General features: G+C 67.3%; 29 protein-coding genes. 15 read left to right on the top strand and 14 right to left on the bottom strand.

Annotated features, from left to right (window positions below):
• Nucleotides 1-16: 16 nt before the first annotated feature.
• From DNK54_RS12145 to DNK54_RS12135, 3 genes are all read right to left on the bottom strand, one after another.
• Nucleotides 17-703, bottom strand: a complete 687-nt coding sequence (locus tag DNK54_RS12145; protein WP_162602426.1) for an ABC transporter permease — start codon at nt 701-703, stop codon at nt 17-19.
• A 155-nt stretch (nt 704-858) separates the two neighbouring features.
• Nucleotides 859-1,452 (bottom strand): cysteine hydrolase family protein, encoded by a 594-nt coding sequence (locus DNK54_RS12140; protein WP_162602425.1) that lies wholly within the window; start codon nt 1,450-1,452, stop codon nt 859-861.
• A gap of 213 nt (nt 1,453-1,665) precedes the next feature.
• Complete coding sequence (locus tag DNK54_RS12135; protein ID WP_204164557.1) at nt 1,666-2,265, bottom strand: UbiX family flavin prenyltransferase; 600 nt, start codon at nt 2,263-2,265, stop codon at nt 1,666-1,668.
• A gap of 78 nt (nt 2,266-2,343) precedes the next feature.
• Here DNK54_RS12135 and DNK54_RS12130 point away from each other — a divergent pair, with 78 nt between their 5' ends.
• The 3 genes from DNK54_RS12130 to DNK54_RS12120 all read left to right on the top strand — a co-directional run bounded on the left by DNK54_RS12130 (nt 2,344) and on the right by DNK54_RS12120 (nt 4,251).
• On the top strand, nt 2,344-3,021 hold the full coding sequence (locus DNK54_RS12130; protein ID WP_110207239.1) for an SRPBCC domain-containing protein: 678 nt from the start codon (nt 2,344-2,346) through the stop codon (nt 3,019-3,021).
• Nucleotides 3,022-3,109: 88 nt separating this feature from the next.
• Nucleotides 3,110-3,802, top strand: a complete 693-nt coding sequence (locus DNK54_RS12125) for a GntR family transcriptional regulator (protein WP_110207238.1) — start codon at nt 3,110-3,112, stop codon at nt 3,800-3,802.
• Entirely contained in the window at nt 3,799-4,251 is a 453-nt protein-coding gene (locus DNK54_RS12120; protein ID WP_110207237.1) for a hypothetical protein, read from the top strand. Before DNK54_RS12125 ends, DNK54_RS12120 begins: the two co-directional genes overlap by 4 nt.
• Before the next feature lie 56 nt (nt 4,252-4,307).
• Here the strand turns inward: DNK54_RS12120 and DNK54_RS12115 are convergent, their stop codons facing one another.
• Nucleotides 4,308-5,750 (bottom strand): UbiD family decarboxylase, encoded by a 1,443-nt coding sequence (locus DNK54_RS12115; protein ID WP_162602424.1) that lies wholly within the window; start codon nt 5,748-5,750, stop codon nt 4,308-4,310.
• Nucleotides 5,751-5,965: 215 nt separating this feature from the next.
• Between DNK54_RS12115 and DNK54_RS12110 the strand changes: the two genes are divergently transcribed.
• From DNK54_RS12110 to DNK54_RS12100, 3 genes are all read left to right on the top strand, one after another.
• Nucleotides 5,966-7,210: an MFS transporter gene (locus tag DNK54_RS12110; RefSeq protein ID WP_162602423.1), complete on the top strand. Its 1,245-nt coding sequence runs from the start codon at nt 5,966-5,968 to the stop codon at nt 7,208-7,210.
• A 63-nt stretch (nt 7,211-7,273) separates the two neighbouring features.
• The gene (locus tag DNK54_RS12105; protein WP_110207234.1) at nt 7,274-9,007 is read left to right on the top strand and encodes a thiamine pyrophosphate-binding protein; all 1,734 of its coding nucleotides are present in this window, start codon (nt 7,274-7,276) and stop codon (nt 9,005-9,007) included.
• A gap of 2 nt (nt 9,008-9,009) precedes the next feature.
• Nucleotides 9,010-10,485, top strand: coding sequence for an aldehyde dehydrogenase family protein (locus tag DNK54_RS12100; protein WP_239460092.1), 1,476 nt, complete (start codon nt 9,010-9,012; stop codon nt 10,483-10,485).
• A gap of 242 nt (nt 10,486-10,727) precedes the next feature.
• On the opposite strand, the gene DNK54_RS12095 is transcribed toward DNK54_RS12100, so the two are convergent.
• Entirely contained in the window at nt 10,728-11,819 is a 1,092-nt protein-coding gene (locus tag DNK54_RS12095; protein ID WP_204164555.1) for an LLM class flavin-dependent oxidoreductase, read from the bottom strand.
• Here DNK54_RS12095 and DNK54_RS12090 point away from each other — a divergent pair.
• The gene (locus tag DNK54_RS12090) at nt 11,818-12,972 is read left to right on the top strand and encodes an acyl-CoA dehydrogenase family protein (protein ID WP_110207232.1); all 1,155 of its coding nucleotides are present in this window, start codon (nt 11,818-11,820) and stop codon (nt 12,970-12,972) included. The genes DNK54_RS12095 and DNK54_RS12090 overlap by 2 nt on opposite strands.
• A gap of 106 nt (nt 12,973-13,078) precedes the next feature.
• Here the strand turns inward: DNK54_RS12090 and DNK54_RS12085 are convergent, their stop codons facing one another.
• The 3 genes from DNK54_RS12085 to DNK54_RS21710 are packed head-to-tail and all read right to left on the bottom strand — an operon-like array spanning nt 13,079 to nt 14,468.
• A complete protein-coding gene (locus tag DNK54_RS12085) occupies nt 13,079-13,288 on the bottom strand; it encodes a hypothetical protein (protein WP_110207231.1) in 210 nt (69 codons plus the stop codon).
• 38 nt (nt 13,289-13,326) lie between these two features.
• Nucleotides 13,327-14,340 (bottom strand): arsenic resistance protein, encoded by a 1,014-nt coding sequence (locus DNK54_RS12080; protein ID WP_204164554.1) that lies wholly within the window; start codon nt 14,338-14,340, stop codon nt 13,327-13,329.
• The gene (locus tag DNK54_RS21710; protein ID WP_275426265.1) at nt 14,337-14,468 is read right to left on the bottom strand and encodes a hypothetical protein; all 132 of its coding nucleotides are present in this window, start codon (nt 14,466-14,468) and stop codon (nt 14,337-14,339) included. Before DNK54_RS21710 ends, DNK54_RS12080 begins: the two co-directional genes overlap by 4 nt.
• 183 nt (nt 14,469-14,651) lie before the next feature.
• Between DNK54_RS21710 and DNK54_RS12075 the strand changes: the two genes are divergently transcribed.
• Nucleotides 14,652-15,050: a hypothetical protein gene (locus tag DNK54_RS12075; RefSeq protein ID WP_110207230.1), complete on the top strand. Its 399-nt coding sequence runs from the start codon at nt 14,652-14,654 to the stop codon at nt 15,048-15,050.
• A gap of 88 nt (nt 15,051-15,138) precedes the next feature.
• Here the strand turns inward: DNK54_RS12075 and DNK54_RS12070 are convergent, their stop codons facing one another.
• Genes DNK54_RS12070 through DNK54_RS12060 form a run of 3 tightly spaced genes read right to left on the bottom strand, consistent with a single transcriptional unit; the run spans nt 15,139 to nt 17,258 of the window.
• On the bottom strand, nt 15,139-15,723 hold the full coding sequence (locus DNK54_RS12070; protein WP_110207229.1) for an RNA polymerase sigma factor: 585 nt from the start codon (nt 15,721-15,723) through the stop codon (nt 15,139-15,141).
• Complete coding sequence (locus tag DNK54_RS12065) at nt 15,716-16,345, bottom strand: hypothetical protein (RefSeq protein WP_110207228.1); 630 nt, start codon at nt 16,343-16,345, stop codon at nt 15,716-15,718. The genes DNK54_RS12070 and DNK54_RS12065 overlap by 8 nt, the downstream gene beginning before the upstream one ends.
• A gap of 46 nt (nt 16,346-16,391) precedes the next feature.
• On the bottom strand, nt 16,392-17,258 hold the full coding sequence (locus DNK54_RS12060) for an AraC family transcriptional regulator (RefSeq protein WP_110207227.1): 867 nt from the start codon (nt 17,256-17,258) through the stop codon (nt 16,392-16,394).
• Nucleotides 17,259-17,386: 128 nt separating this feature from the next.
• Between DNK54_RS12060 and DNK54_RS12055 the strand changes: the two genes are divergently transcribed.
• Complete coding sequence (locus DNK54_RS12055) at nt 17,387-17,935, top strand: carboxymuconolactone decarboxylase family protein (RefSeq protein WP_110207498.1); 549 nt, start codon at nt 17,387-17,389, stop codon at nt 17,933-17,935.
• On the opposite strand, the gene DNK54_RS12050 is transcribed toward DNK54_RS12055, so the two are convergent.
• Complete coding sequence (locus DNK54_RS12050) at nt 17,936-18,646, bottom strand: hypothetical protein (RefSeq protein ID WP_110207226.1); 711 nt, start codon at nt 18,644-18,646, stop codon at nt 17,936-17,938. It abuts the gene before it with no gap.
• A complete protein-coding gene (locus DNK54_RS12045) occupies nt 18,643-19,656 on the bottom strand; it encodes a DUF1266 domain-containing protein (protein ID WP_162602422.1) in 1,014 nt (337 codons plus the stop codon). The genes DNK54_RS12050 and DNK54_RS12045 overlap by 4 nt, the downstream gene beginning before the upstream one ends.
• Before the next feature lie 87 nt (nt 19,657-19,743).
• Between DNK54_RS12045 and DNK54_RS12040 the strand changes: the two genes are divergently transcribed.
• Nucleotides 19,744-20,292, top strand: a complete 549-nt coding sequence (locus tag DNK54_RS12040; RefSeq protein ID WP_110207224.1) for a dihydrofolate reductase family protein — start codon at nt 19,744-19,746, stop codon at nt 20,290-20,292.
• Between the two features lie 42 nt (nt 20,293-20,334).
• On the top strand, nt 20,335-22,068 hold the full coding sequence (locus DNK54_RS12035) for a PQQ-binding-like beta-propeller repeat protein (protein ID WP_110207223.1): 1,734 nt from the start codon (nt 20,335-20,337) through the stop codon (nt 22,066-22,068).
• 58 nt (nt 22,069-22,126) lie between these two features.
• Here DNK54_RS12035 and DNK54_RS12030 read toward each other — a convergent pair whose 3' ends face one another.
• Nucleotides 22,127-22,471 carry an ArsR/SmtB family transcription factor gene (locus DNK54_RS12030; protein WP_110207222.1) on the bottom strand — a complete coding sequence of 115 codons (345 nt, stop codon included), beginning with the start codon at nt 22,469-22,471 and terminating at the stop codon, nt 22,127-22,129.
• Between the two features lie 91 nt (nt 22,472-22,562).
• On the opposite strand from DNK54_RS12030, the gene arsM reads away from it, so the two are divergent.
• The 4 genes from arsM to DNK54_RS12010 are packed head-to-tail and all read left to right on the top strand — an operon-like array spanning nt 22,563 to nt 26,382.
• Nucleotides 22,563-23,360 carry an arsenite methyltransferase gene (gene arsM, locus DNK54_RS12025; protein WP_110207221.1) on the top strand — a complete coding sequence of 266 codons (798 nt, stop codon included), beginning with the start codon at nt 22,563-22,565 and terminating at the stop codon, nt 23,358-23,360.
• On the top strand, nt 23,357-24,448 hold the full coding sequence (gene arsB / locus DNK54_RS12020) for an ACR3 family arsenite efflux transporter (RefSeq protein ID WP_110207220.1): 1,092 nt from the start codon (nt 23,357-23,359) through the stop codon (nt 24,446-24,448). Before arsM ends, arsB begins: the two co-directional genes overlap by 4 nt.
• The gene (locus DNK54_RS12015) at nt 24,445-24,906 is read left to right on the top strand and encodes an arsenate-mycothiol transferase ArsC (RefSeq protein WP_110207219.1); all 462 of its coding nucleotides are present in this window, start codon (nt 24,445-24,447) and stop codon (nt 24,904-24,906) included. The genes arsB and DNK54_RS12015 overlap by 4 nt, the downstream gene beginning before the upstream one ends.
• Nucleotides 24,907-24,963: 57 nt before the next feature.
• Nucleotides 24,964-26,382, top strand: a complete 1,419-nt coding sequence (locus tag DNK54_RS12010) for an HNH endonuclease signature motif containing protein (protein ID WP_162602421.1) — start codon at nt 24,964-24,966, stop codon at nt 26,380-26,382.
• The last annotated feature ends 1 nt before the right edge of the window (nt 26,383 follow it).

The following is a 26,383-nucleotide window of genomic DNA, read 5'->3' as shown; positions in this document are numbered from 1 at the left end:
TGGGTCGGATGCCGGGTCAGACGCCGGTATCGGCGTTGGCGGTGGAGGACGGACGCCAGCGGCTGAGTCTCCGCTCGATGGCGCTCCAGATCTCGCCCAGCACGATCGAGATGACAGCGATACCAAGGACGACGACGAACACGCGATCGATCTCCAGCCGGTTCGTATAAGTCTTGATCAGAGAGCCCAGGCCGCCGACCGAGATGAAGAGCTCGAAGATGAGCACGCCCTGGAGGCCGTTCTTGATGCCGTACCAGATGCCGGCGAAGACTCCGGGCGTCGAGGCAGGCAACACGATGTCACGCACTCGGTACCACCAGGATGCGCCGTAGGCGCGCGCCACCATCATGTGGCGGTCCTCGACAAGGTCCAGGCCCCCGACCACGTTGATCATCACGTAGAAGATTCCGGAGAAGGCGCCGTAATAGATGGCAGTCTGCGTGTTGATCCCGAAGGCAAGGAGGAAGATCGGGATGAAGATCGACTTCGGGATACCGATGATGAAGTTCACCGGACCGTAGAAGGCATCACGCAGCACCTGAACCGAACCGAGCAGGTAACCTCCGACTATCCCGATGATCACCGCATAGACGATCGCCCACCAGATTGAGGTACCGGTCGTCGTGAGTGCGTCCACCGCCTTCTCGTCGCCGAGGACGTCGGGGATCGCAGCGAAGATGTCCGTCGGTCGCGAAACGAACATCGGGTTGACCCACTCGAGACGCGAGACAGCTTCCCAGGCCACCAACAGCGCGATCACGACTGCGAGTAATACCCATCGATGCGCCGACTGCGACGGACGCCGGCGGCGCACCTTCTTGCCAGTCGGCGGCACCTGAATCACTTCTTGCAATGCAGTCACGCTACGTTCCCCTCGTCATCCGCCGCCCGCCACGCGAGGATGACTTCGTCAAGGCTGCGGACTTCACCGAATCCTGCGGTCACAGCACGTACGCCGCGCTGATGCGCTTCGTCGGTGTAGGCGCCGCAGCAGTCCTCGACCAAGGTGGCCAGGAAATCCAGACAAACCGCGTCGCGCAATGAACTCTCCACGCAGGTGGCGGTGGTGACGCCGGCGAACAGCAATGAGGTGCGTCCGGCAGAGCGAAGGTCGTTAGCCAACGTTGTGTTGATGAAGGCGCTGTACCGGGTCTTGGGTACCACGTGGTCACCGTCAACTGGCGCGAACCCACAGAAGTCCGCTCCCCACGAACCCACCTGGCAGGACTGCTCCCGATGTGGATCAGGGTGCCGGTTGAGCCACTCTGCACTGTCACTCGCTGCTGAGTGCTGGTTCTGGACCAGGTAGACCGGGACACCGGATCGACGAGCCTCCGCCATCAGGCTCTGCGCGCGAAGCAAGGGTTCCTGAACCCGCGAGACGTCACGGCCCTGTCGCGCCTGCAAGCCCTGGGGATGGCAGAAGTCGTTCTGCAGGTCGATCGCGATCACCGCGCACACACTTGGCGCTAAGCGATCTGGTCGTTCGGGCAGTTCTCGTGGCACCTGACTCTCCTCGCTCGGAGCATCGGCTTAGGGGGCCATTGCATCCAATATACAATCTGCACTGAGCCTAAGGTGACCTGCGTTACAGGTCAAGGCTCTCAGGGTGAAATCAGGTTTCCGCTCGACAGACCCACGGCAGGCACCCGGGAACTCACCCGATCAACTGGACGAATCGCTGCCAGCGGAGAGGCCTGTCCAGCTTTCCGACGCACCCAGCCCGGGCACGATCCGGTCCAGAGCACGGGCGACCGTGTGGTCAACCAACTCCTCGATCGTGCCGGGCCGGTGATAGAAGGCAGGCACAGGCGGCGCGATGATCGCGCCGGCCTCGGCCGCGTCGGCCATGATGCGCAGATGACCGCGATGCAGCGGTGTCTCGCGCACCATCAGAACCAAGGGCCGACCCTCCTTCAGAGCCACGTCGGCGGCACGGACGACAAGATTGTCCGCGAGCGAGTTGGCGATAGCTCCGACCGTGCGCATCGAACAGGGCGCAACGAGCATTCCCGTCGTGGGGAACGACCCCGAGGCAATGGTGGCGCCGATATTCGCCGCCGGATGGACGACGTCAGCGAGAGCCGCGACTTCGGCCACTCGTCGCCCAGTCTCCTGACTGATGGTCAGCCCACCTCCGCGGGAGATCACTGCATGGACCTCGACATCATCTCGCCCCCGCAACATCTCCAGCGCGCGAATGCCGTAGATGGCACCACTGGCACCCGTGATGGCGACGACGATCCTCTGAGGGGAAGGGCTCACAGCAGCGGCCTTCTTTCGAATTCCACAGGAACGGGGGAGTGTGTATTATATATACAATCGACTCTAGAGGGGTAGGACATGGACAACTCCCACGAGCTTGTCATCGATCAGCCGATGCGCGTCGTCTGGCCCGCACTGACCGATCTGCGTCGCGTCGCCGCGGCTCTACCTGGCGCAGAGATTCAGGACTCGTCCGCCGACGGCTGGTTCGACGGATTGTTCCGGATCAAGTTGGGCGCCTTCAACGCATCCTTCCGGGGTAAGGCGCGGTACCGCACCATCGATGACGAAGCCCATGGCTTCGTACTCGAGGGAGCAGGCGGTAGCGCCCACGGGGACGCGCGATTGACCGTGGCGTGCCAGGCTGAAGAACGCGACAGCACTCACACCGTGGTGCGGCTGACCAGCAGCATCGACCTCACCGGGCGCCTCGCACAGTTCGGCAGTTCCATGGCCGATGGCGTCCTGCGGCAGCTGATGGATGCCTTCGCCAGGAACCTGGAGCACAGTTTTGCTCCTGTCACCGAGCTCACCGCCGCTGACGCCGCCCAACCCGGCCCAACGACCGCGGCCGCAGCCCCGCCGAGCACCGATGCCTTCGATGTTGGTGGGTCGTTGCTGACGCCGATTCGCCCGCTCCTGCCTGCCGTCCTCATCGGCCTGCTCGGCGTTGCAGCCGGCCTACTGATCGGTAGATGGGCAGGCTCCAAGCGCGTGCGACCCATCATCGTTCACCTGGCGACGGACCCGCGCTGAGCGCGTAGGTCGTATTCTTTGACAAGGTTGGCCGGCCTCGACAGAGGGATCGGTCTCGAGCACATCTCGTTGGGGGATCTGATCAACGATGGCCAAGTCTGATCGCACAAACGGTTTCCGGCGACCTCCTACCGCCCAAGAGGCGGTGGCGACAGAGTTACGTAGGGCGATCATCAGCGGCGAACTGTCTCCCGGCACCCAGATTCTGCAGGACAAGGTTGCCGAGCAGTTCGGAGTGAGTCGGGTCCCGGTCCGCGAGGCTCTGAAGATGCTCGAGGGCGAAGGGCAGATCTCCTACGAACCTCACCGCGGTTACTTCGTCACCGAACTCGACATCGCGGAACTCATCGAGGTCTATCACATCCGAAACGTGCTGGAGGCCGAGGCGGTCCGCCACGCCATTCCCCAGATGACCCCGGAAGACGACGAGCGCCTTGAGGCTGCCCTCCTCGACACCGAAGAGGCCAACAAGTTCGACGACATCGTCATGCTCACAGCTGCCAACCGCCGGTTTCACTTCGCCATGATCGAGCCGTGCGGGATGTCCCGACTGGTGCGGATCATCCGGCAACTCTGGGACTCGACCGACCCCTACCGCTCGGTGTACTTCGTGGCTCGGGAGCATCGCGAGAAAGTCGATAACGAGCATCGCGCGATCCTCAAGGCAGTCCTTGCTCGGGAGACCGAGCAGGTGGTCGCCCTCCTCGCCGAACACAGAGCCGGAACCGTAACCAGCCTGCGGCTGATGTTGGAGAAGGACCAGGAGACGGCCGAAACGTGAGCCTGCCCACCGAGCTGACGGAGCTTTTCAACGGCGACCACGTCGATGATGCGTGCGGCGAGACGTTCCTGCTCGCCACGGTCGACGAGGAGCACCTGCCACACCTCGCCATGCTCGGCATTGGCGAGGTCTACGCCCCTTCCCCGACCCGGATCAACCTGGCCCTCCACAGGGGTACCGGATCCCGTCGCGCGCTATCCGTGTCCCGCCATGGCCTGCTAAGCGTGGTGAGGGGAGGGGCGGCCCACCAGATCCGCCTGCACGTGCGCTCGGAACACCTCGGCGACTCGGACGGGATCACCTGCTTCACCACCGAGGTGGTCGAGGCACGTCAGGATCGCGCTGCCTATGCAACGCTCGTCTCGGGGGTCACCTTTGAGCTGCGCGGCGATCTCGACCAAACACTGGCTCGCTGGCACCGGCAGGTCGAACACCTCAAGCTCCTCTGAACTCGGCAGGAACCGCCAGCGCCGTGGGCTGATCCCGAAGAATCAGGCGGCGTCCCTCACGGCCTGATCCCGGGCAAGTGGTCACCCCACTTCTCGATCAACTCAGCTTGGTACTCAGGCGGCGGTTCGACCGTCTTCGGGAAGGTCGAGAGTCGAGTCCACGGCTTCGTCGCATCGATGACGACCCGGTTGTTATAACGCGGGTTGTCGCGTGGATAGGACATCGGGTCCAGAGGCGTACTCCACGCCCCGGTGATCGTCGTCATGTCGGTAGCCGGGTCCATGCGCGTGCTCATCGCCCAGATGACGTCATTGTTGTTGGCCGGGTCAATGTCGTCGTCGACCACCACGACGAACCGGTTGGCATAACTGCCTGCGTGGCATTGGCTGGCGACCATCCCAACCTGCTGAGCGTGCCCGGCAAACATCTGCTCGACGGACAACGTCACCCACAGGCGCGCGCCGCTGGCCTCGTGGACCCAGACACCTTTAATGCCAGGAAGTCCCGCACCTTCGACCTGATCCCAGATCATCGCCGAGCGCAACAGGCCCCGATAGTAGGCGGCATCCGCGGGCGAACGACCGGTCAGGGCGCCATAAAGGATTGGATCATTGCGGTGCCTGATCGCCTCCACCCGCATGACCGGAGCCGGTTCACGTCCGCCGGCGTAATAGCCGGTCCACTCGCCGAACGGACCTTCGTCCATCATGTCGTCGGGGTAGAGGAAGCCCTCCAACACGATCTCGGCATGAGCGGGAATCGGCAGGCCCGTCACGTCGCTGGTGATGACCTCCGTGGGCGCACCGCGCAACCCGCCAGCGACCTCGAATTCACTGACCCCATAGGGCACCTCGATACCGGCCAATGTGGTCAGCAACGGGTCCTGGCCAACGGCGACAGCCACCGGGCAGGGCTTGCCCTTGTCCCAATAGCGCTCACGAATGAGCCTGCCATGCTTCCCGGGAGAGATGTAGAGACCGACGGTCTTCTCGTCGTGGACCATCACGCGGTAGCACCCGAGATTGACCCATTCGGAATCCGGATCGTTCATGATGACGACGCAACCAGTCCCGATGTATCGGCCGCCGTCCTCCTCATGCCAGCGAGGGGTGGGGAACTTCAAGACATCCACGTCTTCACCACGCATGATGTTCTCGTTGACTGGGCCATCCTCGACTTGCTTGACCGGCATCGTCGGAAGTTTGCTGACCACCCGACGCCAGTGCTGGACCAACTCGACGCCAGTAGAGTCGACCGGCGCGCCGAAGGTGTAGGCGATGCGACGGTTCGACATCATGGTGTTGGTCAGCACCCTGAAACTCGGGTCGTGATCGGGCACCTGATCGAAAATCAGCGCCTCTTGACCAAGTCGCCGCTCCTGCAGCGCGGCCAGACCGCCGATCTCGCGGTCCCAGTGGGCCCCGCTGACACGCGACAACTCCCCCATCTCATCGACTGCTTCCAGCCAGTCGCGCAAGCCGCGGTATTCGATCGGCATGTGCCCCCTCCTGTCTTCTGACGTCGTGGTCACGGGGACCGCTTGAGCGTCGTCGGTCTTGGTAGCGCCGGCGCGGCGCGCGATCCACACTACATATATCTAATACAATCGTCTAGGATCGCTCGGGTCGACAGCGCTGGCTGACCCGCGGCGTCCCGGCCCCGGAGACACCCAGCAGATCGAGCATGGCAGCCACGCTCAACGAAGGAGAAGCGATGGCCGGAGCAGGTCTGCGCCGCCGCAAACGCGACGACGGGCGTCCGCGTATGGAACCGGCCGTCCTCGTCGCCTGCTTCTGCGTGGCAGCGGCGCAAAGTGCGTGGACGATCGTGATTCCGGTTCTACCCGCACTGGCCGACGACATGGGGGCTAACGCGACCGCGATCGGCCTGGCGGTCGCAGTCTTCGGTCTCGGCCGACTGCTCGTAAACGTACCGGCCGGCATCTTGAGCGACCGCCTCGACCCTCGCTGGCTGATGTTCGCGGGCATGGGTGGCGTCACCGCGTCGCAGTTCGCAATCGCCTTCGCGCCGAATCTCGACGTCCTCCTGGTGCTGCGTTTCCTGGCTGGTGTGGCAGGCGGGGTCGCGCTGACCTCCGGCACGGTTCTCGTCGCCACCCTCGCCGATGAGGAGCGGCGGGGGCACGCACTGTCGGTGATGCAAGGGGTCCAGCTCAGCGCGAGCGGTCTCGGACCCGCAATCGGTGGCCTGGTCGCAGCCTTCTTCGGCAACCGAGCCCCCTTCCTGGCCTGCGGATTGTTCGCCATCGCGGTCTGCCTCGTCGGCGCCCGGACACTGCTCGCAGTGCCCAACGACCGACTCCACCAGAAACCTGCCGACGAGGTTCCCGACGCTCATGCGGTCTCCACGTGGCGCCTACTCACCGATCGCAACTACCTCGCAGTGTGTGGGATCGGCTTCTCCATCTTCTTGCATCGCTTCGGCGGCGTTCAGTCGATCGTGCCCCTGATCGGATACACCATCGTCGGCATTTCGGTTGCGCATATGGGGGTGCTCCTCGGGCTCGTGACGCTCCTCAACTTCGCCCTGCTCCCTTTCGTAGGAGGCATGTCGGACCGCCGCGGCCGCAAACGCGTGATCGTGCCCGGCATCCTGATTGCCACCGTCACCTTCCCGCTCTACGCCGCCGACGACAGCGTGTGGCTCTTCACCCTCGTCACCCTGGTGGCCGGCGTCGCGATGGCGGTCTCCGCCCCGGTGCCCTCGGCGTATGTTGTCGACATCGCGCCGCCCACAGCACGAGGTCGGGCACTCGGCTTCTACCGAACGTGCGGCGATCTGGCCGCAGTAGTCGGACCCGTCACGCTGGGCTTCCTCGTCGACCACGGAAACCATCGCGTCGCTGTCATCGTCATGGCCGCAGTAATGCTGGCGGCGGTCGCAGCGTTCGCTCTCGTTGCACAGGAGACCCGTGGACCGCGAGCGAAGACGGTCTAATCCAGAGGCGGCCCTGCCCGGCGTAATTACATATTGTCTACATTAGAAGGGATCTGATCCAACATGACCCTCACCTCTGAAGCAGGACCGTCCACCTGGGGCAGCGACGCCATGGCACTTGCCATCCGAGAGACCGGCGTCCCCTACCTCACGCTCACCCCTGGCGCGAGTTTTCGCGGACTGCACGACAGCCTGGTCAACCTCCTCGGCAACAGCGACCCGGAGATGCTCCTCTGCCTCCATGAAGAGCACGCGGTCGCGATCGCCCACGGCTACGCCAAAGTCGCTGGCCGACCACTTGCCGCCGTCGTGCACAGCAACGTCGGACTGATGCACGCCTCCATGGCGGTCTTCAACGCCTATGCCGACCGCACCCCCGTGCTTCTTATCGGCGCCGATGGCCCGGCGGACGCCACCCGACGGCGCCCCTGGATCGACTGGTTGCATACAGCAGCAGACTTGGGCTCACTCATCCGCGGATTCGTGAAGTGGGACGACCACGCGTCCTCTCCAGGGGCCGCCGTCTCCTCCATCCTGCGTGGCTACCAGCTCACCTGCGCAGCACCCACTGCGCCGACCTTTATCGGACTCGACGTAGCCGCTCAGGAGACCGAGATCGATCCCGCGACGATCACCTTCCCGAAGCTTGCCCCCTATTCCGCTCCGTGCGCGGCTACACACGAACTCGCCGCCGCTGCGCAGGCGTTACGAGCTGCCGCACGCGTCGTAGTACTCGCAGGCAGAGTCAGTCGCGACCAGCAGGACTGGGAGCGCCGGATCCGGCTGGTCGAAGGCTTGGGCGCGCGAGTCATCACGCACCACAAACTCGGCGCAGCGTTCCCGACCGACCATCCGGCCCACACCGGGCTGCCCTCCTTCAAGCTCAGCCCAGCCGACCAAGCGCTGCTTGCCGAGGCAGACGTGATCCTCAGCCTAGACTGGCTCGATCTCGGCGGCACGCTGCAAACCGTCTCATTCGACCAGACCAAGCCACGCACGATCGTCCACGTCAGCCTCGAGCACTTGTTGGCCAACGGCGCGAACAAACTCGACTTCACGCCACCCGAAGTCGACATCACCCTGACCACCAGTCCGGACCTGGCGGTTGCCGAGCTCCTGGATCTCATGGGGTTCACCGGTGCGGCTGCGACCCCAGCAGCGGGCCCGGCGGAACCTTCATGGGACGGCGAGTTGCCCTCCCACATCACGAACACTTTCCTCCAGCACTCCCTGCGCGCAGCGACCGCCGACCAACCGGTCACGCTGATCCGAGTTCCGTTTGGCTGGGACTTCAGCCAATGGCCGCTGAGGGACCCGCTCGACTACCTGGGCGGCGACGGGGGCGGCGGCGTCGGCGGTGGTCCGGGTATGGCTGTCGGCGCAGCGCTCGCGCTACGCGGGAGCGACCGACTGCCCGTGGCGGTGCTCGGTGACGGCGACTTCCTTATGGGTGCGACCGCACTTTGGACCGCAGCTCACCACGACATCCCGCTTCTCGTCGTCGTCGGCAACAACTCGTCCTACTACAACGACGAGATCCACCAGTCCGCCGTTGCGATCACCCGCGGACGGCCGCAAGCCAACGCCCACATCGGACTCCGCATCGACGATCCGGCGCCCGACCTGGCCGGGTTGGCTCGCGCCCAGGGATTCACCTCGTTCGGTCCCCACACGGACGCCGCAAGCCTTGCCGAAACGCTTCGCGAGGCCGTAGCGATCGTGCGTGCAGGGGGGCGGGCGTTCCTCGACGTACACGTTCAGCGCGGCTACGCCGCGACGTCCCCGAAGGCAGATTGACCATGGCTGGGACACTGGAGGACGCACGGCATCAGCGCGCGGCCGAACTCATGGCACGGACCTGGGAGCACCCCGTGCCCCCAGGGGTAGAGCGCCCGACCGGCCGCTACAACCTCCTCGACCCCTCGACCGGTCAGGTCACAACCAGCGCCCCCGACGGCACCTTCGCCACTGTTGACGCAGTCGTCAACGCGGCATCGGCAGCCGTCCCGGCATGGCGAGATCTGCCGATTCTGGAGCGGGCCGCACTGTTGAACCGCCTGGCTGAGGCCGTCGCCGATCACGCCGAGGATTTCGCGATCCTCGACGCCATGGGCAGCGGTGGACCGTACACCGACATGCGCCGCGACGTGGACACAGCCGTTCGCGGACTGCGCTACTTCGCGGGCATTGGGCCTACTCTCCTCGGCGAGACCATTCCGGCCAGTTCGAACCTGCACTTCACCGAGCGGGTGCCCTTCGGGGTCGTGGCGAAGATCGTGGCGTTCAACCACCCGTTCCTGTTCAGCCTGGCGAAGTCGGCGGCGGCGCTGATGGCTGGAAACACCGTCGTCGTGAAACCGCCCGAGCGAGCCCCACTGTCGGCCCTGCTCCTAGCCCGTGTCGCTGCCGATATCCTGCCGCCCGGAGTGTTCGCACCCGTGCTCGGCGATGGCCCCGAAGTCCCGCGGGCGCTCGTCCGGCATCCTGAGGTGCGCCGGATCAGTTTCGTCGGCAGCGTCCGCACCGGGCGGATGATCCAAGAAGATGCCGCTCGCAGCGGCGTCAAGACGGTGACCCTCGAACTCGGCGGCAAGAACGCCCTCATCGCCTTCGATGACACCGCCCTCGAGATCATTGCCGACGCAGCGGTGCGCGGCATGAACTATTCGTGGGCCGGACAATCCTGCGGATCGACCAGCCGGCTGCTGGTCCCCGAGACCATCGCTGATGAGGTCACTGCGCTGGTGGCAGCCAAGGTCAATTCCCTCACGCTCGGCCACGCGCTGAACGACGCCACCGGCCAGGGTCCGTTGATCTCTGCAGAGCAGGTGGACCGAGTCGACGAGATGGTGACGACGGCACGAGCCGAAGGCGCGCGGGTGGTGGCTGGCGGGCACCGCGCCGAGCCGACCACCGGTGGCTTCTTTTACGCCCCGACGGTGATCGACCATGTCACCCCCGAGATGGAGATCGCACGGACAGAGGTCTTCGGACCCGTCCTCAGCGTCCTGCGGTGGTCGGACCCCGACGAGGCGATCGCGATCGCCAACTCCGTCGGCTACGGATTGACAGCAGCCGTCTTCGCCCGCGATATCCAGACCGCCTTGCGCACCGCGCGACGCCTCGATGCCGGTTTTGTGTGGGTGAACGGCGTCTCACAGCACTTCACCGGCGTTCCATACGGCGGCGTGAAGGACTCCGGCATCGGCCGCGACAACGCGCTCGAGGAGCTCTACAGCTATACGCAGACGAAGGCGACGACGATCTATCTGTGATCGGTCGGTTCACGACCTGGCTCGTCGGGCACGGGGCGCCCGACCGGCCATACCCCCACTAGTTCGGCCACGCTGTCGACATCATGGCGCGGGCCCAAGGGCGGCTGTGCTTGCCGGCAAGTCGGACGACGACCACCCAGGTGATGCGGTTCGCCATCACGCCATCCCGACAGCAATGGGCCGCGCCCGGGGACTCTATGCTCCCCGGGCGCGGCCACTTGCCTAGCGCGAACGTTCGTCGCTCAGTCCAGGCGCGAGCAGATCTCTGCAAAGGTGCGAATGGTGGGCTCGCGGCTCTCGCCTGGGGAGACGAAGGGCACGATAGACACCTGGTCGATGCCGAGGTCGCGGATGTCACGAAGACGATCTTCACACTCGTCTGGCGTGCCAGCCAGAGCGAACAGGTCGACCAACTCATCGGGCACCAGGTCAGCGTGACTCGCCTCGGTATCCATGTGGTGGTAATAGTCGTAGGTGTCGCGAATCTTGGCGATCGCTGCCTCCAGTGACGGGTCGACCGCAGCGGGCAGCGGACGGATGCAGACGCGAGCCACGTGAGCGCGGGCAAGGTCACGCGCCTTCACCGGGTCGTCGCCGATCGCGGTCGGCGTCCACAACACCAGGTGCAGGTCGTTGAGGGTGCGACCGGAAGCCTTGGCGCCCTTCTCGATCGTCTTGAGCGCGGCCTCGATGAAGACCGGCGAGGTGCCTACCAAGATGATGGTGCCGTCGGCGACTCGCCCCGACATTTCGAGAATCTTCGGCGCGGATGCGGCGATATAGATCGGGATATCCATCGGCTTCTGGACGTAGTTGAGGTGGAAGTCGACGCCACTGTCGGCCTCGGCGACAGCTTCGCCGCGGAAAAGAGTGCGCAACTCTCCGATCGCCTCTTCCAACTCTGCGAGCTTGAGGGGCTTGAGGCCCATTGTCCGCAATGAGGAGTCACCCGTCCCGATACCCAGGGCCACACGGCCTCCGGTGTATTCGGACAACGTGGCCCAGGTGGAGGCGAGCAAGGACCGGTGGCGAGTGACAGCGTTCGTCACGCCGGTGCCGAAGACCACCCGTTCGGTGCCGACGGCCGCGGCGCCCATCGTGACCGACGATTCGCGCCAGATGTTCTGGGAGTCGCCGAACCAGACGTTGTCATATCCCAGTGACTCGGCCACCTGCGTGTAGTTCCGCATCACGTCGACTGGTTCGGTGGGGAAGAGTCCCACTCCCTTGCTGAACATTTGACCTCCTGAGTGTTCCACTGACGGTTCTCGGTGTATGTTGCCTACAATATACGTTGACCGTAGCACGACCCATTCGTGGAAGGAAGCATTCATGTCACGAGGAATCCTCGATCTCGACCTGCTCCTCACGCCCGACGAGTTGGCGGTTCGCGACACCGTCCGCGCGTTGGGGCGGGACAAGCTGCTGCCTGACGTGGCGACCTGGTTCGAGGAAGGCATTCTGCCCAGCGAGATCCCTCCACTGTTGGGCAGCCATGGCTTGTTCGGCATGCACCTGCAGGGCTATGGCTGCGCTGGGATGTCTGCGGTTGATTACGGCATCGCGTGCCTTGAGCTCGAGGCCATCGACAGCGGCCTGCGTAGCCTGGTCTCCGTCCAGGGTTCACTCGCTATGACAGCCATTCACAAGTTTGGCTCCGAGGAGCAGAAGCAGGAATGGCTGCCGGGCATGGCCACGGGCGAGATCGTGGGTTGCTTCGGCCTGACCGAACCTGACCACGGAAGCGACCCGGGGAGCATGCGCACCCACGCCCGTCGCGATGGCGCTGACTGGGTGCTAAATGGAACAAAAATGTGGATCACCAACGGCGGCATCGCCGGCGTTGCAGTGGTCTGGGCCCAGACGGACGAGGGTGTGCGCGGGTTCATCGTGCCAGCTGGCACGCCTGGGTTCCGGACGCAGAACATCAAACACAAGATGTCGCTGCGTGCATCGATCACCTCCGAGCTCATCCTCGATGACTGCCGCCTACCCGCCGACGCCGTACTTCCAGAGGTCAAGGGCCTCCGTGGACCACTGAGCTGCCTCAACGAAGCCCGTTACGGCATCGTGTGGGGCGCGATGGGCGCTGCGCGCGCGTGCTTTGAGGCAGCACAGGAGTACGCCGGCTCCAGGATTCAGTTCGGTCGCCCCATCGCCGGATTCCAGTTGACCCAGAAGAAGCTCGCCGACATGTATCTCGAGCTGGCCAAGGGAACGTTGCTCGCTCTACAGATTGGTCGCTTAAAGGACGAGGGTAAGGCGACTCCTCAGCAGGTCAGCCTGGGCAAACTCAACAACGTGCGCGAGGCGTTGCACATCGCGCATGAGGCGAGGGGGATCCTCGGCGCCAACGGCATCACGCTTGAGTACCCCGTCATCCGACACGCCAACAACCTGGAGTCGGTATACACCTACGAGGGCACAAACGAGATCCACACCTTGATCGTTGGCCAGGCGCTGACGGGAATCGCCGCATACAGCTGATCACTTGTCCCCAGCCCCATCAAGAGTGTGAGTGTTGTGCTGTTCAGTAGACGCGAGTTCAAGGCGTCTGCGCACTTCAGCGCCCGCGGCACGCCGCGGGGTCGGACTAAGCGAGCAACAGTCGCCCAGCGTCGATGATCCCGGCCCGGAGGTCGTCGTCGGAGACGTCGGCGCATCGTGAGTTGAGCAACGGACCTACCAGGCCGGACAAGAACAGTGCGATCCGCATACTGGTTGCCGCATCGGTGCGCCCGCCGGTACCGACAGCGACCGGGTCGTCGGCGCGAATCGGCCAGGGCCTGGTCTTCGGACGCATCGTCGCCGGCCAGCGCTGACGCCCGTCGCCGCGATCCGCTAGGACGGCAACAGCCGCGGCACCAAGCGGATCAACGCCAGCATGGCGACGAGTTCGACCAGAGTCTGGGTGACCACGACGGCCGGGGTGGCAGCGTACGCCGCCGGGAGGGCGAGCGCGAGTGGCAACACGACGAGGGAGTTGCGGGTGACGCCACTGAACACGAGGGCACGGGCCTGACCCACCCCGAAGTCCGCCATCCGAGCGAACACCAGACCCAGGCCGCCCATGAGGACGAGGAAGCCGACGTAGGCCGGCACCGCAGCGGCCACGTCGGCGTACCGACCCTTCAGCTTGGGCAGTTGACTGGCCACCACGACGAGGAGCGTGGCTGCCATCAGAAGCACCATCGCCGCCTCCATGCCGCGCGTGATCACACCACCCACACGATGGCGCGTGGCAAGGAGCTCAGTCAGCCAGGCGAGCCCCAGCGGAAGCATGATCAAGAAGCCGAAGGCCTGCAGGAAAGGGCCCATCTCGACGACGTTCGCAAGGTCGCTCCCCAGGAACGCCCATAGCAGCACCGGCAACGCCACAAGTTGCGCGAGCATCAGCAGCGGGGAGGCCGCAACCAGTCGCTGGCTGTCGCCGCCAGCCAAGCCGGTGAAGACGATGACATAGTCGATACACGGCGTCAGCAGGGTGAGCAGGACCCCCACCAAGACGGCACGTTCCAGCGGGACGATCGCGACGAGGCCTGCCACGATCGGTGGCACGACGACGAAGTTCAGGACCAGCGCGGCACCGAGGAAACGTCGATCTCCGAACGCCGCAGCGACCTTCGTGAACGGCACTTGAAGGAACGTCGCGTAGAGCAGGCATCCCAGGACCGGATAGATCGCCCGCTCCAGCGGCTGCGCCGCTTCCGGCCAGAGCCGGGTGGCGGCGGCGCCGACGATGAGAGCACCGAGGTAGACGGCGATCTGCCGATGTTCCAGGGCGGCGGTCAGCCGGACTACTCGGAGCGCAGGATGCTGTAGGAGTAGAGGTCGTGGAAGGTGCCATCCCGTCACTGGGCTCGGCGCACCGGGGAGTAGGGCTCGGTGCGCGGCCGCTGCGGGCCGAACTCGTCATACGGCGACTCGGCGCCGGCCAGCAGCGGCAGATCCGCCGCCACCACCTCTCGCAGTACGACCTCCACCTGCGTCCCTCCCGCTCGCGGTCACCAGTTCGCACACGGTACCTCCGCGCGGGTGCCGGGCATGCGGAATCAGCCGACGCTTTCGCGGCCCGGGTCCGGCGAAAGATCCTCCTCGCGTTGTAACGCTTCAGCGGATTCGTGACAGGTAGGGGATGACAGTCGTCGATCCGCAAGGAGATCACCATGCAGAAGTCCACCCGCGTCACCGCGGCCATCGCTGGCCTCACGCTGTCTTTCGGTGCGCTGATGGCTCCCGCCGCTAGCGCGGCCGACGAGGTGCCCGCCGACCCGTGCGCCAAGCAGGCCACGCAGCTCGAGAACGCGCAGGACGCCCTCGCGCGCGTCACTGCGGTCTTCGAGAAGAAGCAGGACAAGGTCAAGAAGGCCAAGAAGGAGGTCGTCAAGGCCGACAAGGCGAACGAGCGCAGCAAGGCGAAGGACGCGCTCGCCAAGGCGAAGGCGCAGAAGGAGAAGGCCAAGAAGGCGAAGAAGGCGCAGCTTCAGCGTGTCGCCAAGGCCACCGAGCGTCTCGAGAAGTGCCAGGCGGCGCAGCCGGAGACCCCGGAGACCCCGGCCGCCTGAGCCCCACAGCAGGTCGCGATGGCGGCGATCATTCCCCGGGTCGTCGCCATCGCCGCCACTCTCGCGTCGCCTCCGACCGATCGACGGATCAGTACTGCGGCGCTGCGTCCGGTGGTTGGTTGACCAGACGGAGCGGCAGGACGAGCGCCTGCCGATCGAGTCGGCGCAGACCACGGTGGCGAGCTACGCGCAGCGCGACACCGCTGATCCCGAGCACCTCGGCAGCGATGCGCGCGTCGACCCCGAGCACGTCGACCAGTCCAATCGCGTCCCGCTCCCGTGCTGAGAGCGGCGCCAGCACGGAGCGCACCCAGGCGAGCCGCTCGAGCGCCAGCGCATGATCCTCCGTCGGGTCTAGGACGGTCGTCAGGTCGTCGCACTCCTGCGGTGTCGTCGAGCGGCGCTCAGCGGTCCGCTTCGCTGTCGCGGCCACCCGCCGGGCGATGCCGAAGAGCCATCCGGCGAACTCCTCGGAGCTGCCGTGGAAGCCGCCGATCTTGCTCGCCGCGACATACCAAGCCTCACTGGCCACATCCTCGGGCGACATCGACGTGTCGCCGGTCGGCCGTAGCCCCAGCCACGCGATCAGGCGACCGGCATGGTCGGCGTACAACGCCCGCCACGCCGCCTCGTCACCCTGCTTGGCGCGGGTGACGAGCTCGTCGTCAGCCATCGGCCCGATCATCGGCGCGACGAGCGTCGTTCGTCTGCTGTTGGCCCGGGGCGGGATTGCCGCGATTCTCCTTCGGCGGCTTCGTCTTGGTCGGCTTCTCAGGCTTCTCGGGCGTTGGCTTGGTCGGCTTCTCAGGCTTGACGGGCTTGTCAGGCCGCGGCTTCTCATGCCCCTTCGCCTTGCTCGGGGCCGTGCTGGACGAAGGCGAAGGAGCCGTGGTGGCTCCGACCTCGGGGGAGCGGCGGCGGTCCGGACGGTCTGCGGGGGGTGCCTCCGTGGCCTGATCGTCCATCGCCCCCGGCATGTTCGAGTGCCCAGGGACCGGCTTGTCCTGCTGGCCCTCCCCCGGTGAGACTGGCGTCTCAGGACGGTCGCGGGTCGGGTCGGCCGGCGCATGCCGTCCCGGCTGCGGCAGCCCCGGCACCTCGATGGAGCCGCTCGCCCAGGCCGTCCCAATGCCTAACGCGAGGACGCCGGCCGTCACCGAAGCCACGACCACGCCGCGCCTACGAGCCGGCTTGGCGACGCTCGCCGCCGCCAGGGCGGCGAGTTGCTGGCCCAACTGCTCCGAGGCCACCATGCGCGGCGGATCCACACGAAGGTCTCGCGGTTCGATCGCCATGAGGAGCGGTTCCCATCCCGGTGGTCTGGACCGGAACATCGTACTCTCAGCCGGGCACGGGGTCGCGGGAGTCGGCGAGCCAAGCGCGGGGCGAGACGCCCACGCACCGACTGAACGCACGAGAGAACGCCGCCGCGTTGGCGTAGCCGAGCTCATGCGCGGTGCGAGCCACCGAGGCACCGGCGCGGAGCCGGTCCTGGGCGACGACGATCCGCCACCGGGTCAGGTAGTCGGCCGGCGTCTGGCCGACACACTCCTTGAAGGCGGCCGCGAAGGAGCTGCGGGACATGCCGGCGACCCGCGCCATCGCCGGCAGCGTCCACTCCTCCCCGGGCGACTCGTGCATGGCGATCAGGAGTGGCGCCAGTCGCTCGTCTGCCAGACCGGTGAAGAGACCAGCCGGCAGCTCCGCCTCCTCACGATGTTCCAGCAACCAGCGGAAGAGCTGGATCAACACCACCTCGAACAGCCTGTCGGCGAGCACCCTCTGGCCGCAGCGCACGTTGTCGATCTCCAGGAACAACAGGTCCAACGCCGGACTCAGGGTCCTGGTCGCGTGCAACGGAAGCACCAGGACCGGGGGCAACGCCCGCACGAGCGGGTGGTGCTCTCCACCGTCGAAGTCGAGCGTGGCGCACGCGAAGTCGGACTCCTCCGTCGGCGCGTTGTTGAAGGAGTGCTCCAGCGGTCGCGGATAGAACAACAGCGTCGGCTCGACGATCTCGCGGGTCACCAGCCGTCCGCCGGGCAGCTGGTGGGAGACCGTCATCTCACCGGCGCGGAGCACGTGCAGGAAGCCCTGTCCGGGCCGGGCGGCGAACGTCGTCACGCCACACAGTGGGCCCGTGTGGAAGACCTTCGTCCGCACGCGGAAGCGCTCCAGCAGAGGCGAGATCCGGTCCAGGGTGGCCATTCCCCCAGAATGGCAGACGAATAGGCAAGAAAGAAGGACGATCTGGCTCAATTCGTCCAGCGATGGCAACCATGCTGGCTGTCGAGCGCGCTCCAGCGCTCGACAACCCTCAGCAAGGAGCCATCACGATGTCCCAGCCCACCGTTCCCCTCCTCGACCGCGACACCGCTCCCTCCGACGTGCACGTGGAGCTCGACCAGATCCAGGCCGCGTTCGGCACGGTGCCGGCGATGTTCCGTGCCGTGGCGAACTCCCCGGCCGCGCTCCGCGCCATGTGGGCGGGGTTCGGCGCGTACGGCGGCGGAGCACTCGGTCCGGCCCTCGGCGAGCAGATCGCCGTGGCCGTCGCCAACCGGAACGCCTGCGCCTACTGCCTGGCCGCTCACACCGCTCTCGGCCGCAAGGCCGGCCTCGACAGCGAGGCACTCGCCGCCGCCCAGGTCGGCGAGTCAGCAGAGCCCAAGACCGCTGCCCTGCTGGAGTTCGCGCTGACCCTCGTGGAGGAGCGTGGCCAGGTCGACCCGGATGCGGTGCAGTCGCTGCGCGACCTCGGTTGGAGCGACGAGCAGATCGTGGAGACCATCGGTCAGGTCGCCCTGAACCTGTTCACGAACTACGTCAACGTCGCCCTCGGCGTGCCCGTCGACTTCCCGGCGGTGCCGTTCCGCGGAGCGTGATCACCGCTCGGGCCACGAGCTCTCGTGCCAGGGGCCGTCGGCGGCGTAGAGGATGCGCAGATCAGCGCGGAGCTCGGCAGCCCGACCGGCGCCCCCCTGGTCGAGGGCAGCGACGATCGCGTCGCCGTACCCGAGCCAGTCGGTGATCGGGCCGCGCAACGGTGTCGCGGCTCGCTCCAGTCGCTTGCGGGCCCGAGCCGCACTCGTGTGGCGTGCTGCGACGCCCAGCCGAAGCGTCATGGCGAGGTTCGCCACGAGCCAGGGTCGGAGGTCCACCGGCTGTGCCGGGTGCACGGAGTCGGCGAGCCGGGCCTCGAGGACGGCCACCTCGTGGCGCCACTCTCGGGCCCGGCTGACCCGCCAGCCAGTCGCGACGGTGGCGAGTCGGCGGCGCCAGGCCTCGTCGCAGAAGGCAGGGACGAGGCTCCAGCGCTCGTGAAGCAGCCCGGCCTGCTCGACGAAGGGTGCCGCCAGGCCGAGCAGCCAACGCTCCCGCGGGTCCTCCACGACCGTACGGGGTAGGGCGCCGCGCAGGTCCGCCGGCGAGTAGCCGGAGGCGCGGGACGGCGTACCGTGCAGACCGGGGCCCCAGACGTCACGCCGCTCGCGCAGGCGCGCCCACCCGGTGACGCCGAGGATCGCTACCGCCAGCGCGAGGACGCCGAGCAACCATGGCGACGACTCCGCGCCGACGTAGCGGAGCGGGTTCACGGACGGTCGGCGAGACGTTCGGCAGTGACCCCGTCGATCACCTCGGCCAGCCGCGTCGGAGAGTACGGCGGCACCTCCACCAGGAGCTCGTCGGCGACCATGGCGTCGGCGATCATCGCGCGGCTGTCCGGGATCGGCTGTGCCCAGGGCACGTAGGCCCACGGGCCACGCGCGGGATCGAGCAGCGCGCTCTGGCGGCTGGCGTCGTGCGCATCCTCTTGTCGCGACGCCGCATCGGAGTTGCTCGCCCAGTACCAACGGGCCCGGAGGAAGTGGTCGCCCAGCTCCTCCCAGCTGGTGAACGTGTGGCGGAGCTCGGCGGAGATCAGGTGCAGCGTGTCGACGGCCTCAGGCTCCGTGAGCCACCCGAGGGAGTAGCCGGCCCGGGTGAGCATCGCCGCCCGGACCAGGTCCCATGCCTCGAACCGGACCTCGCGCAGGCCGCGGGCGTCGACCCAGACCTGCTCGAGCCGCCAGGCCCGCTCCCGAGCCTCCTCACTCCCCTGGCTCCTCGACTCCTGGAGAAGGCGGGTTGCGGTCTGCTGGTCGAGCGAGCTCCACTCCGCGACCTCCTCGGCCAAGTCGACGCGATGCCCCTCCCGCAGGATCCAGTGCAGGCGGCTCAGCAGCTGGGGTCGCGAGCGGATCCCCCACGCCTCGGTCAGGCCCTCCCGAGGGTTGTCGAGGTTGCGGAACGCGAGCTCGTCCCACGGATCGCCGCTGCAGACGCCGAAGACCGCCGCCACCGCCAGCGGCCAGTGCAGTGGGCCTGGCGTGAACGACTCCGGATCCTGACTCCACACCACGCGGTGGTGCTCCGCGTATGCCTCAGGACGGGTCCAGTCGGTCCCCTGTCCGGCAGTCCGGGCCCGGCCACCCTGGCGGGAGCGCTTGGCCAGCGCCCACACGAGAACGCCGAGCAGCAGCACCAACAGAGGCCAGAAGATGAAGGGGCCGAGTCGTTCCCCGAGGGGCTCCTCGGCAGCAAGCATCGAGTCATGTCCGAGCACCCAACCAGCCTAGGGAAGTGCTACCAATATTGCCGTCGCGGGTCTCCCCGCATGACGCCCCACCCACGCCGCCCCGAGGAGGCCCCCATGCGACCACTCCGGTACTCCATCAACCTGACCCTGGACGGGTGTTGTGACCACCGCACCATCCAGCCGGACGACGAGCTCCACCGCCGGGCCGCCGAGACCCTGGCCCGGGCCGACGCCCTCCTCTTCGGGCGAGTGACCTACCAGATGATGGAGGAGGCATGGCGGCCGCCGGCAGAGGAGGTGGGCAGGCCGGCATGGATGGAGCCCTTCGCCCACGTGATCGACGCGGCCAAGAAGTACGTCGTCTCCAGCACCCTCGACAGGGTCGACTGGAACGCCGAGCTGGTCACCGGCGACCTGGGTGACGCCGTACGACGACTGAAGGAGGAGCCGGGCGACGGGATCCTCGTGGGTGGAGTGCAGCTGCCACAGACGCTCGCGGAGCTGGGGCTCATCGACGAGTACGAGTTCGTCGTCCATCCCTGGGTGGTGGGCCACGGACCCACGTTGTTCGCGGGCCTGTCGCGGCCGTTGGGGCTGGAGCTGGTGGAGCGCGTCGAGTACGGCTCGGGGGCGGTCGCGATGCGGTACGCCGCCCGGCGCTGACCCCCCTGTACCTCGTCCGAGCGGGCGTAGGCTCACGTGGTCATGGGTGACATCTCGGGAGCACGTCCGTCACGTTCGCGCGACATCGTGGAGTCGATCGGCGTCGGCCTGCTGGTGGCCGGTCTCGCCGCGGTAGCGGTCGGGAGCGCACTCGACTTCCGTCCCGCTCGGATCGGCCGTCCGACGACGCTCACGTGGCTGAGCCTGCTGCTTGCCGCCCTGGTCGCGGTCGGCCTCTGTCTCCGATTCGTACGCCGCACCCGCCTGTGGCAGCCGCACCTCACGCTCGCGCATACCGCTGTAGCCGTCGCGTTGGCCCTCGTCGCGACAAGCATGCTGCGGACCGACTGGCACGGCGGCCTGCTCTCCTCGGCGATGCCCGTCGTCGCCCTGGGAGCACTGTCGGCTGCGGTCGGTTCGGTGCTGGTCTCACTGCTCTGCTGGCCACAGCGGGAGCGGAGCGCAGCGCTCTCCCTGCGGGCCCGGGCGACGGCCACCACCGTCACGGGGTGCCTGGCCGGAGCAGTGGTGGCCGGCGCCGGGTGGCAACTGCCGGCGATTCCTGTCGAAGCGAGCACGGCGGAGCCGGGTGACGCGCGCGCATCGGAGTCGGTCCCCACCGAGGTGGCGTGGAGCTACGAGACCGGCACCGCGACGCTCTCCCGCGGTGACGTCGTACCCACCACTCGCGGCCTTGCCGTGAAGGTCCCCGACGGCGTGGTGGCGATCGACGGGGCGACGGGCAAGGAGTTGTGGCACTACCGCGTGCACCGCGCGACCGCGCTTGCGGTCGCTGCCAGCCCGGACGGGTCGTGGGTGATCGTGGAGCTCCATCCTCGCGGCGCGGATGCCGCACTCCGGGCGGGCGTCGGGCGCGTCGTGGCCCTCCGTGGCGAGACCGGCGAGGTGGGGATGATCGAGAACATCGACTCCGGGCCACTGCGCCTGACCCTCGCAGCGGACGTGTGGCTCACAGCCGGCAGCCGTGGGCCCGGTCGCGAAGTGCGGAGCTTCGACGGCATGTCACTCGCTGACGGTTCGTCGCGCTGGCGGTGGACGGTCCCGGAAGGGTGCGGAATCGGCGACGGCGGGTTCCGCCGCGTGGTCGCCACCGCCCGGGTGTTCGTCTTCGGCCTGTGGTGCGAGGCCGGGGATCCTCAGCACGGCACGGCTCGCTGGGTGGCTGTCGACGCCCGTACCGGCGAGGAGGCCTGGAGCTACGACTTCGATCCCCTCGCGTCGCCGCACGGAAGCGCAGAGGTGGAGCTGAGCGACGACGGCTACCTGGCCGAGCTCTCCATCGACCTCTCGTCAGGCGACCGCGGCCAGGGCCTGGTCGTCGTCGCCGACTCCGGAAGGGTCGTCTCGAAGAAGCGGCTCTACCTCGGTGTCACGGACAGCAGCGAGCTCGGGATCGCCACGCTCGTCCGACCGCGCAAACAGGCCGGGTGGTCGTTCGAGCTCACGCCGCTCCCGGGATCCCCGATCGAGGCGCAGCGCTACGCCGCCCCTGCGGGGTGCGACCTCGCCGACAGGCTTCCGCCCGCGCACGAGGGTGTCACCGTCCTGTGCGCCGACAGCGAGCAGGTCTCCGAGGGCGAGCTGAGACTCGCCACGCGCTCTTGGAGCGGACCGGACGGTTGGACGAGCCTCCCCTTCGATGCCGGCGCCGGACGCACCGTCTCGGGTCTCACGGGCGAGCCGCGCCTGGTGCGGTTCCCGGCCGCCACTGTCGCCTGGAGCGGGCGCAACGGGCGGATCGTCGGGTTCCGTTGAGCGCGGCCCGTCGCCACGGCCGCCGATCGCGCGCTGATCCGCGAGCGACGCGTGTCTCCTACGGCCGCAGTGCCGCGCTCAGTGCGGCGAACGTCTCTTCGACGAGGCGGTAGAACGCCCAGCGCCCGCGCTGCTCCCGGACGACGATGCCGACCTCGACGAGCTGCTTCATGTGGTGCGAGACCGTCGGCTGCGAGAGGCCGACCGGCTCGACCAGGTCGCAGATGCACGCCTCCCGTTCGGGCTGTGCGGCGATCAGCGAGAGGAGGCGGACCCTGGTGGGGTCGCCGAGTGCCTTGAACATCCGGGCCAGCCGCTCCGCGTCCTCCGCAGCGAGTACGCCGCCGGTGACAGGCGAGCAACATGCTGCGGCGACATCGACGAGCGGCAACGAGCGGGGCATGCACCCCATCGTAGGTGATGCATTGACAACCGTCGATGCATCGAGAACTATCGATACATCGATGATCGCCTATACGACAGGAGCAAGGTCGATGTCTCGTTCCCACGATGTCCGCGAAGAGGTGCGCACCCGGTACGCCCGGGCCGCCATCGCCGTCGCCGGCGGGGCCACCCCTACCGAGCTCCAGGACTCGTTGCAGCTGGTCGACGACGACTGCGGCGCCTCCTGCTGCTCCGACGACGCGGTGGTCGACGAAGCGTTCGGCGCGGCGCTCTACAGCGCCGAGGAGCACGGCGAGCTCCCGGCGGATGCGGTCGCAGCCAGCCTCGGCTGCGGCAATCCCACCGCTATCGCCGCGCTCCGACACGGCGAGCGAGTCCTGGACCTGGGCTCAGGAGGAGGGATCGACGTCCTCCTCTCCGCCCGCCGGGTCGGCGAGACCGGCTTCGCCTACGGAGTCGACATGACCGACGAGATGCTGGAGCTCGCTCGTGCCAACGCAGCAAAGGCGGGGGCCGCCAACGTCGAGTTCCTCAAGGGCACGATCGAGGACGTGCCCCTCCCCGACCGCGCCGTGGACGTGGTGATCTCCAACTGCGTGATCAACCTGTCGGTCGACAAGCCGAAGGTGCTCGCCGAGATGTTCCGCGTGCTGGTGCCCGGAGGCCGCATCGGCATCTCCGACGTCGTCGCCGAGGACCAGCTCACCCCCGACGACCGCGCCGAGCGGGGATCGTACGTCGGCTGCATCGCCGGAGCGCTCTCCCGAGCGGAGTATCTGGCAGGGCTGACGGCGGCCGGCTTCGTCGATACCGAGGTCGAGTTCACCCACGAGGCGGTGCCCGGCATGCACGGAGCGATCATCCGGGCCGCCAAGCCCGCGGCATGACCGGCACGAGCACCTCGGCCGCAACCCCCGCCGTACAGCGCATGTCCACCCTCGACAAGTACCTGGCAGTGTGGATCGGCATAGCGATGGTGGCGGGCCTGCTGCTCGGCCGCTGGGTCCCGGAGGTCACCCAGGTTCTTGATGCGGTCACCGTCGGCTCCATCTCGCTGCCGATCGCCATCGGCCTGCTCGTGATGATGTATCCGGTCCTGGCCAAGGTTCGCTACGACGAGGTCGGCCAGGTCGCACGCGATCGCCGCACCATGGCGCTGTCTTTGGTGCTGAACTGGCTGATCGGGCCGGCCTTGATGTTCACCCTCGCCTGGATCTTCCTGGCCGACCTGCCCGAGTACCGCACCGGACTCATCATCGTCGGGCTTGCTCGCTGCATCGCGATGGTGATCATCTGGAACGACCTCGCCTGTGGTGACCGCGAAGCCGCCGCCGTCCTGGTCGCGATCAACTCGGTCTTCCAGCTTCTCGCGTTCGCGCTGCTCGGATGGCTCTACCTCGACCTGCTCCCGGGCTGGCTCGGCCTGGCGACCACCGGCCTGGCAGTCTCGCCGCGGCAGATCGCCGGCAGCGTGCTCGTCTTCCTCGGCATCCCGCTCGCGGCCGGATACCTCACCCGCCGGATCGGCGAGGAACGGCTGGGGCGCGAGCGGTACGAGCGCCGCTTCCTCCCCACCATCGGACCCTGGGCCCTCTACGGGCTGCTGTTCACCGTCGTGGTCCTCTTCGCACTGCAGGGCGACGCGATCACCCGCCATCCCCTCGACGTCGCACGGATCGCCGTACCCCTGCTCCTCTACTTCGCACTCATGTGGGGTGGGTCCATGGCGCTCGCCCACCGCGTCGGACTGGGCTATGAGCGTGCTGCCAGCGTCGCCTTCACCGCTGCCGGCAACAACTTCGAGCTCGCTATCGCCGTCACCATCGCCGTCTTCGGCGTCAGCAGCGGCCAGGCCCTCGCCGGCGTCGTGGGGCCGCTCATCGAAGTCCCGATCCTTGTCGGGCTCGTCCATGTCAGCCTCTGGAGCCGGCGCTACTTCATCGTCAGCTCCCCGAGCCGAGGAACCACGCCATGACCCTTGGTGATCCGGGCAGACCTCCGCAGGTCGTCTTCGCCTGCCGGGCCAACGGCGGCCGCTCGGTCGCGTCGCGACTTCTCACCGAGCACTACGCGCGGGGACGCGTGGTCGCATTGTCAGCAGGAACCGAGCCCGGCGAGCAGGTCCACCCCGAGGTCGCCCACGTACTGACGTCACTCGGCCTCGACACCTCAGCCGAGCGACCGACCCTGCTCACCGCGGAGATGATCGCAGCCAGCGACCTCGCGATCACCCAGGGCTGCGGCGAGAACTGCCCCTACGTACCCGGCGCGCGCTACCGGGACTGGCCGCTCGACGACCCCAAGGGACAGGAAGACGCTGCCGTACGCCGCATCATCGCCGACATCGACACTCGCGTCCGCGACCTCATCCGGGAGCTGGTCCCGGATCTCCTCCTGCCGCCATCGGTCTTCGCGACGCCGCCCGAGGCCTGACGGAAGGCTGTGCAACACGGCTTGCTCTTCGAACATATGTTCGATATCCTTGGAAGCATGAAACCGTCGGACGCAGTCGCCCAGGCCACCAGCCTGGTCGGCCACGCCCGCGACATGACCAAGACCCCGTGGGAGCAGATAGCCGGCACCGAAGCGATCGCCCTGGCCGAGGCCGTCACCACAGCGCGGTCACTGCTGGACGCCTCCCTGCTGCGCATTGCCGAACGACTCGAGGCCACCGAGGCCCCTCGCGAGCTGGGCTGGGCCACGGTCAAGGACTACTTGACCCACCTCACCGGCGGCCACAAAGGCACCGGTGGCGGACTGGTTCGCACTGCCGCACAACTCCACGACCTCCCCGCGGTCCAAGCCGCGTTGGAGGACGGAGCCATCACGCTGCCCCAGGCCCGCGCCATCGCTGCCGGGGTGCACAAGCTCCCGCGTCAAGCACCCCAGTTCCGAGAAGAGGTCGCCCAAGCACTCCTCGACGCCGTCGTCGCCGAGGGCCATGACGCCTCCGCCCTCCAGGGACGCACTTTCGACACGATCGTGCGGCGCCTGGACCCCGACGGCCTCATCATCGCCACCGACCAGCAACGGGAGAAGAGCGAGCGTGGCGCCCACCAGGCGCGGTTTCTGTCGTTCTCCGAAGACCGACTCGGCGGCGTACGCGTCAAGGGCTACGGCACCCGAGAAGACGCCGAGCGCATCAAGACCGCCCTGTTTCCCCTCACTGCCCCGACCACGACGGCCCCTGGAGCATGCGGCGGCCGCGCACGGCGTTCCGGCGAGCCGATGTACAACGCCGACGGCACTCCCGCCGGCATTCCCTGCCCCGACCCCGGCTGCCGCCACGACGGCACCGACCCCCGCGAGCACGGCACCCGCCTCTGGGACGCCCTCGTCGAAGCCTGCGATCGTCTGCGCGCCACCGAGAGCCTGCCCCGCGACCACGGCACCACCCCGCGAGTGATCGTGACCATCGACCACGACTCCCTCACCCGGCAGTTGATCGACGCCGGACTCGCCCACCCCGGGCACACCACGACCGGCGCCACCCTCTCCGCCGCGGCCGTACGCCGCCTCGCCTGCGACGCCGAGGTCCTCCCCACCGTCCTCGGCACCGCCAGCCAGCCGCTCGACGTCGGCCGCAGCCACCGGCTCGTCACCCCCGCCATCTGGAACGCGCTACTCATCCGCGACCAGCACTGCGCATTCCCCGGCTGCACCCGGATGCCGCTGGCCTGCGACGCCCACCACATCCAGCACTGGGCAGACGGCGGCCCCACCAGCCTCGACAACCTCGTCCTGCTCTGCCGCCGCCACCACACACTGACCCACCACAGTCCCTGGACCGTCCACATCGACCCCCACACCCGACGACCCCTGTGGCAACCACCTCCGCGGCAGACCCTCACCGACCTCAAGGACCGGATCACCTACTACCCAGCACGAGCACCCGACACAGCTGCCTGAG

Source organism: Nocardioides daejeonensis, from assembly GCF_003194585.1.
GTDB lineage: Bacteria > Actinomycetota > Actinomycetes > Propionibacteriales > Nocardioidaceae > Nocardioides > Nocardioides daejeonensis.
This window is presented reverse-complemented; position numbering and strand designations above follow the sequence as displayed.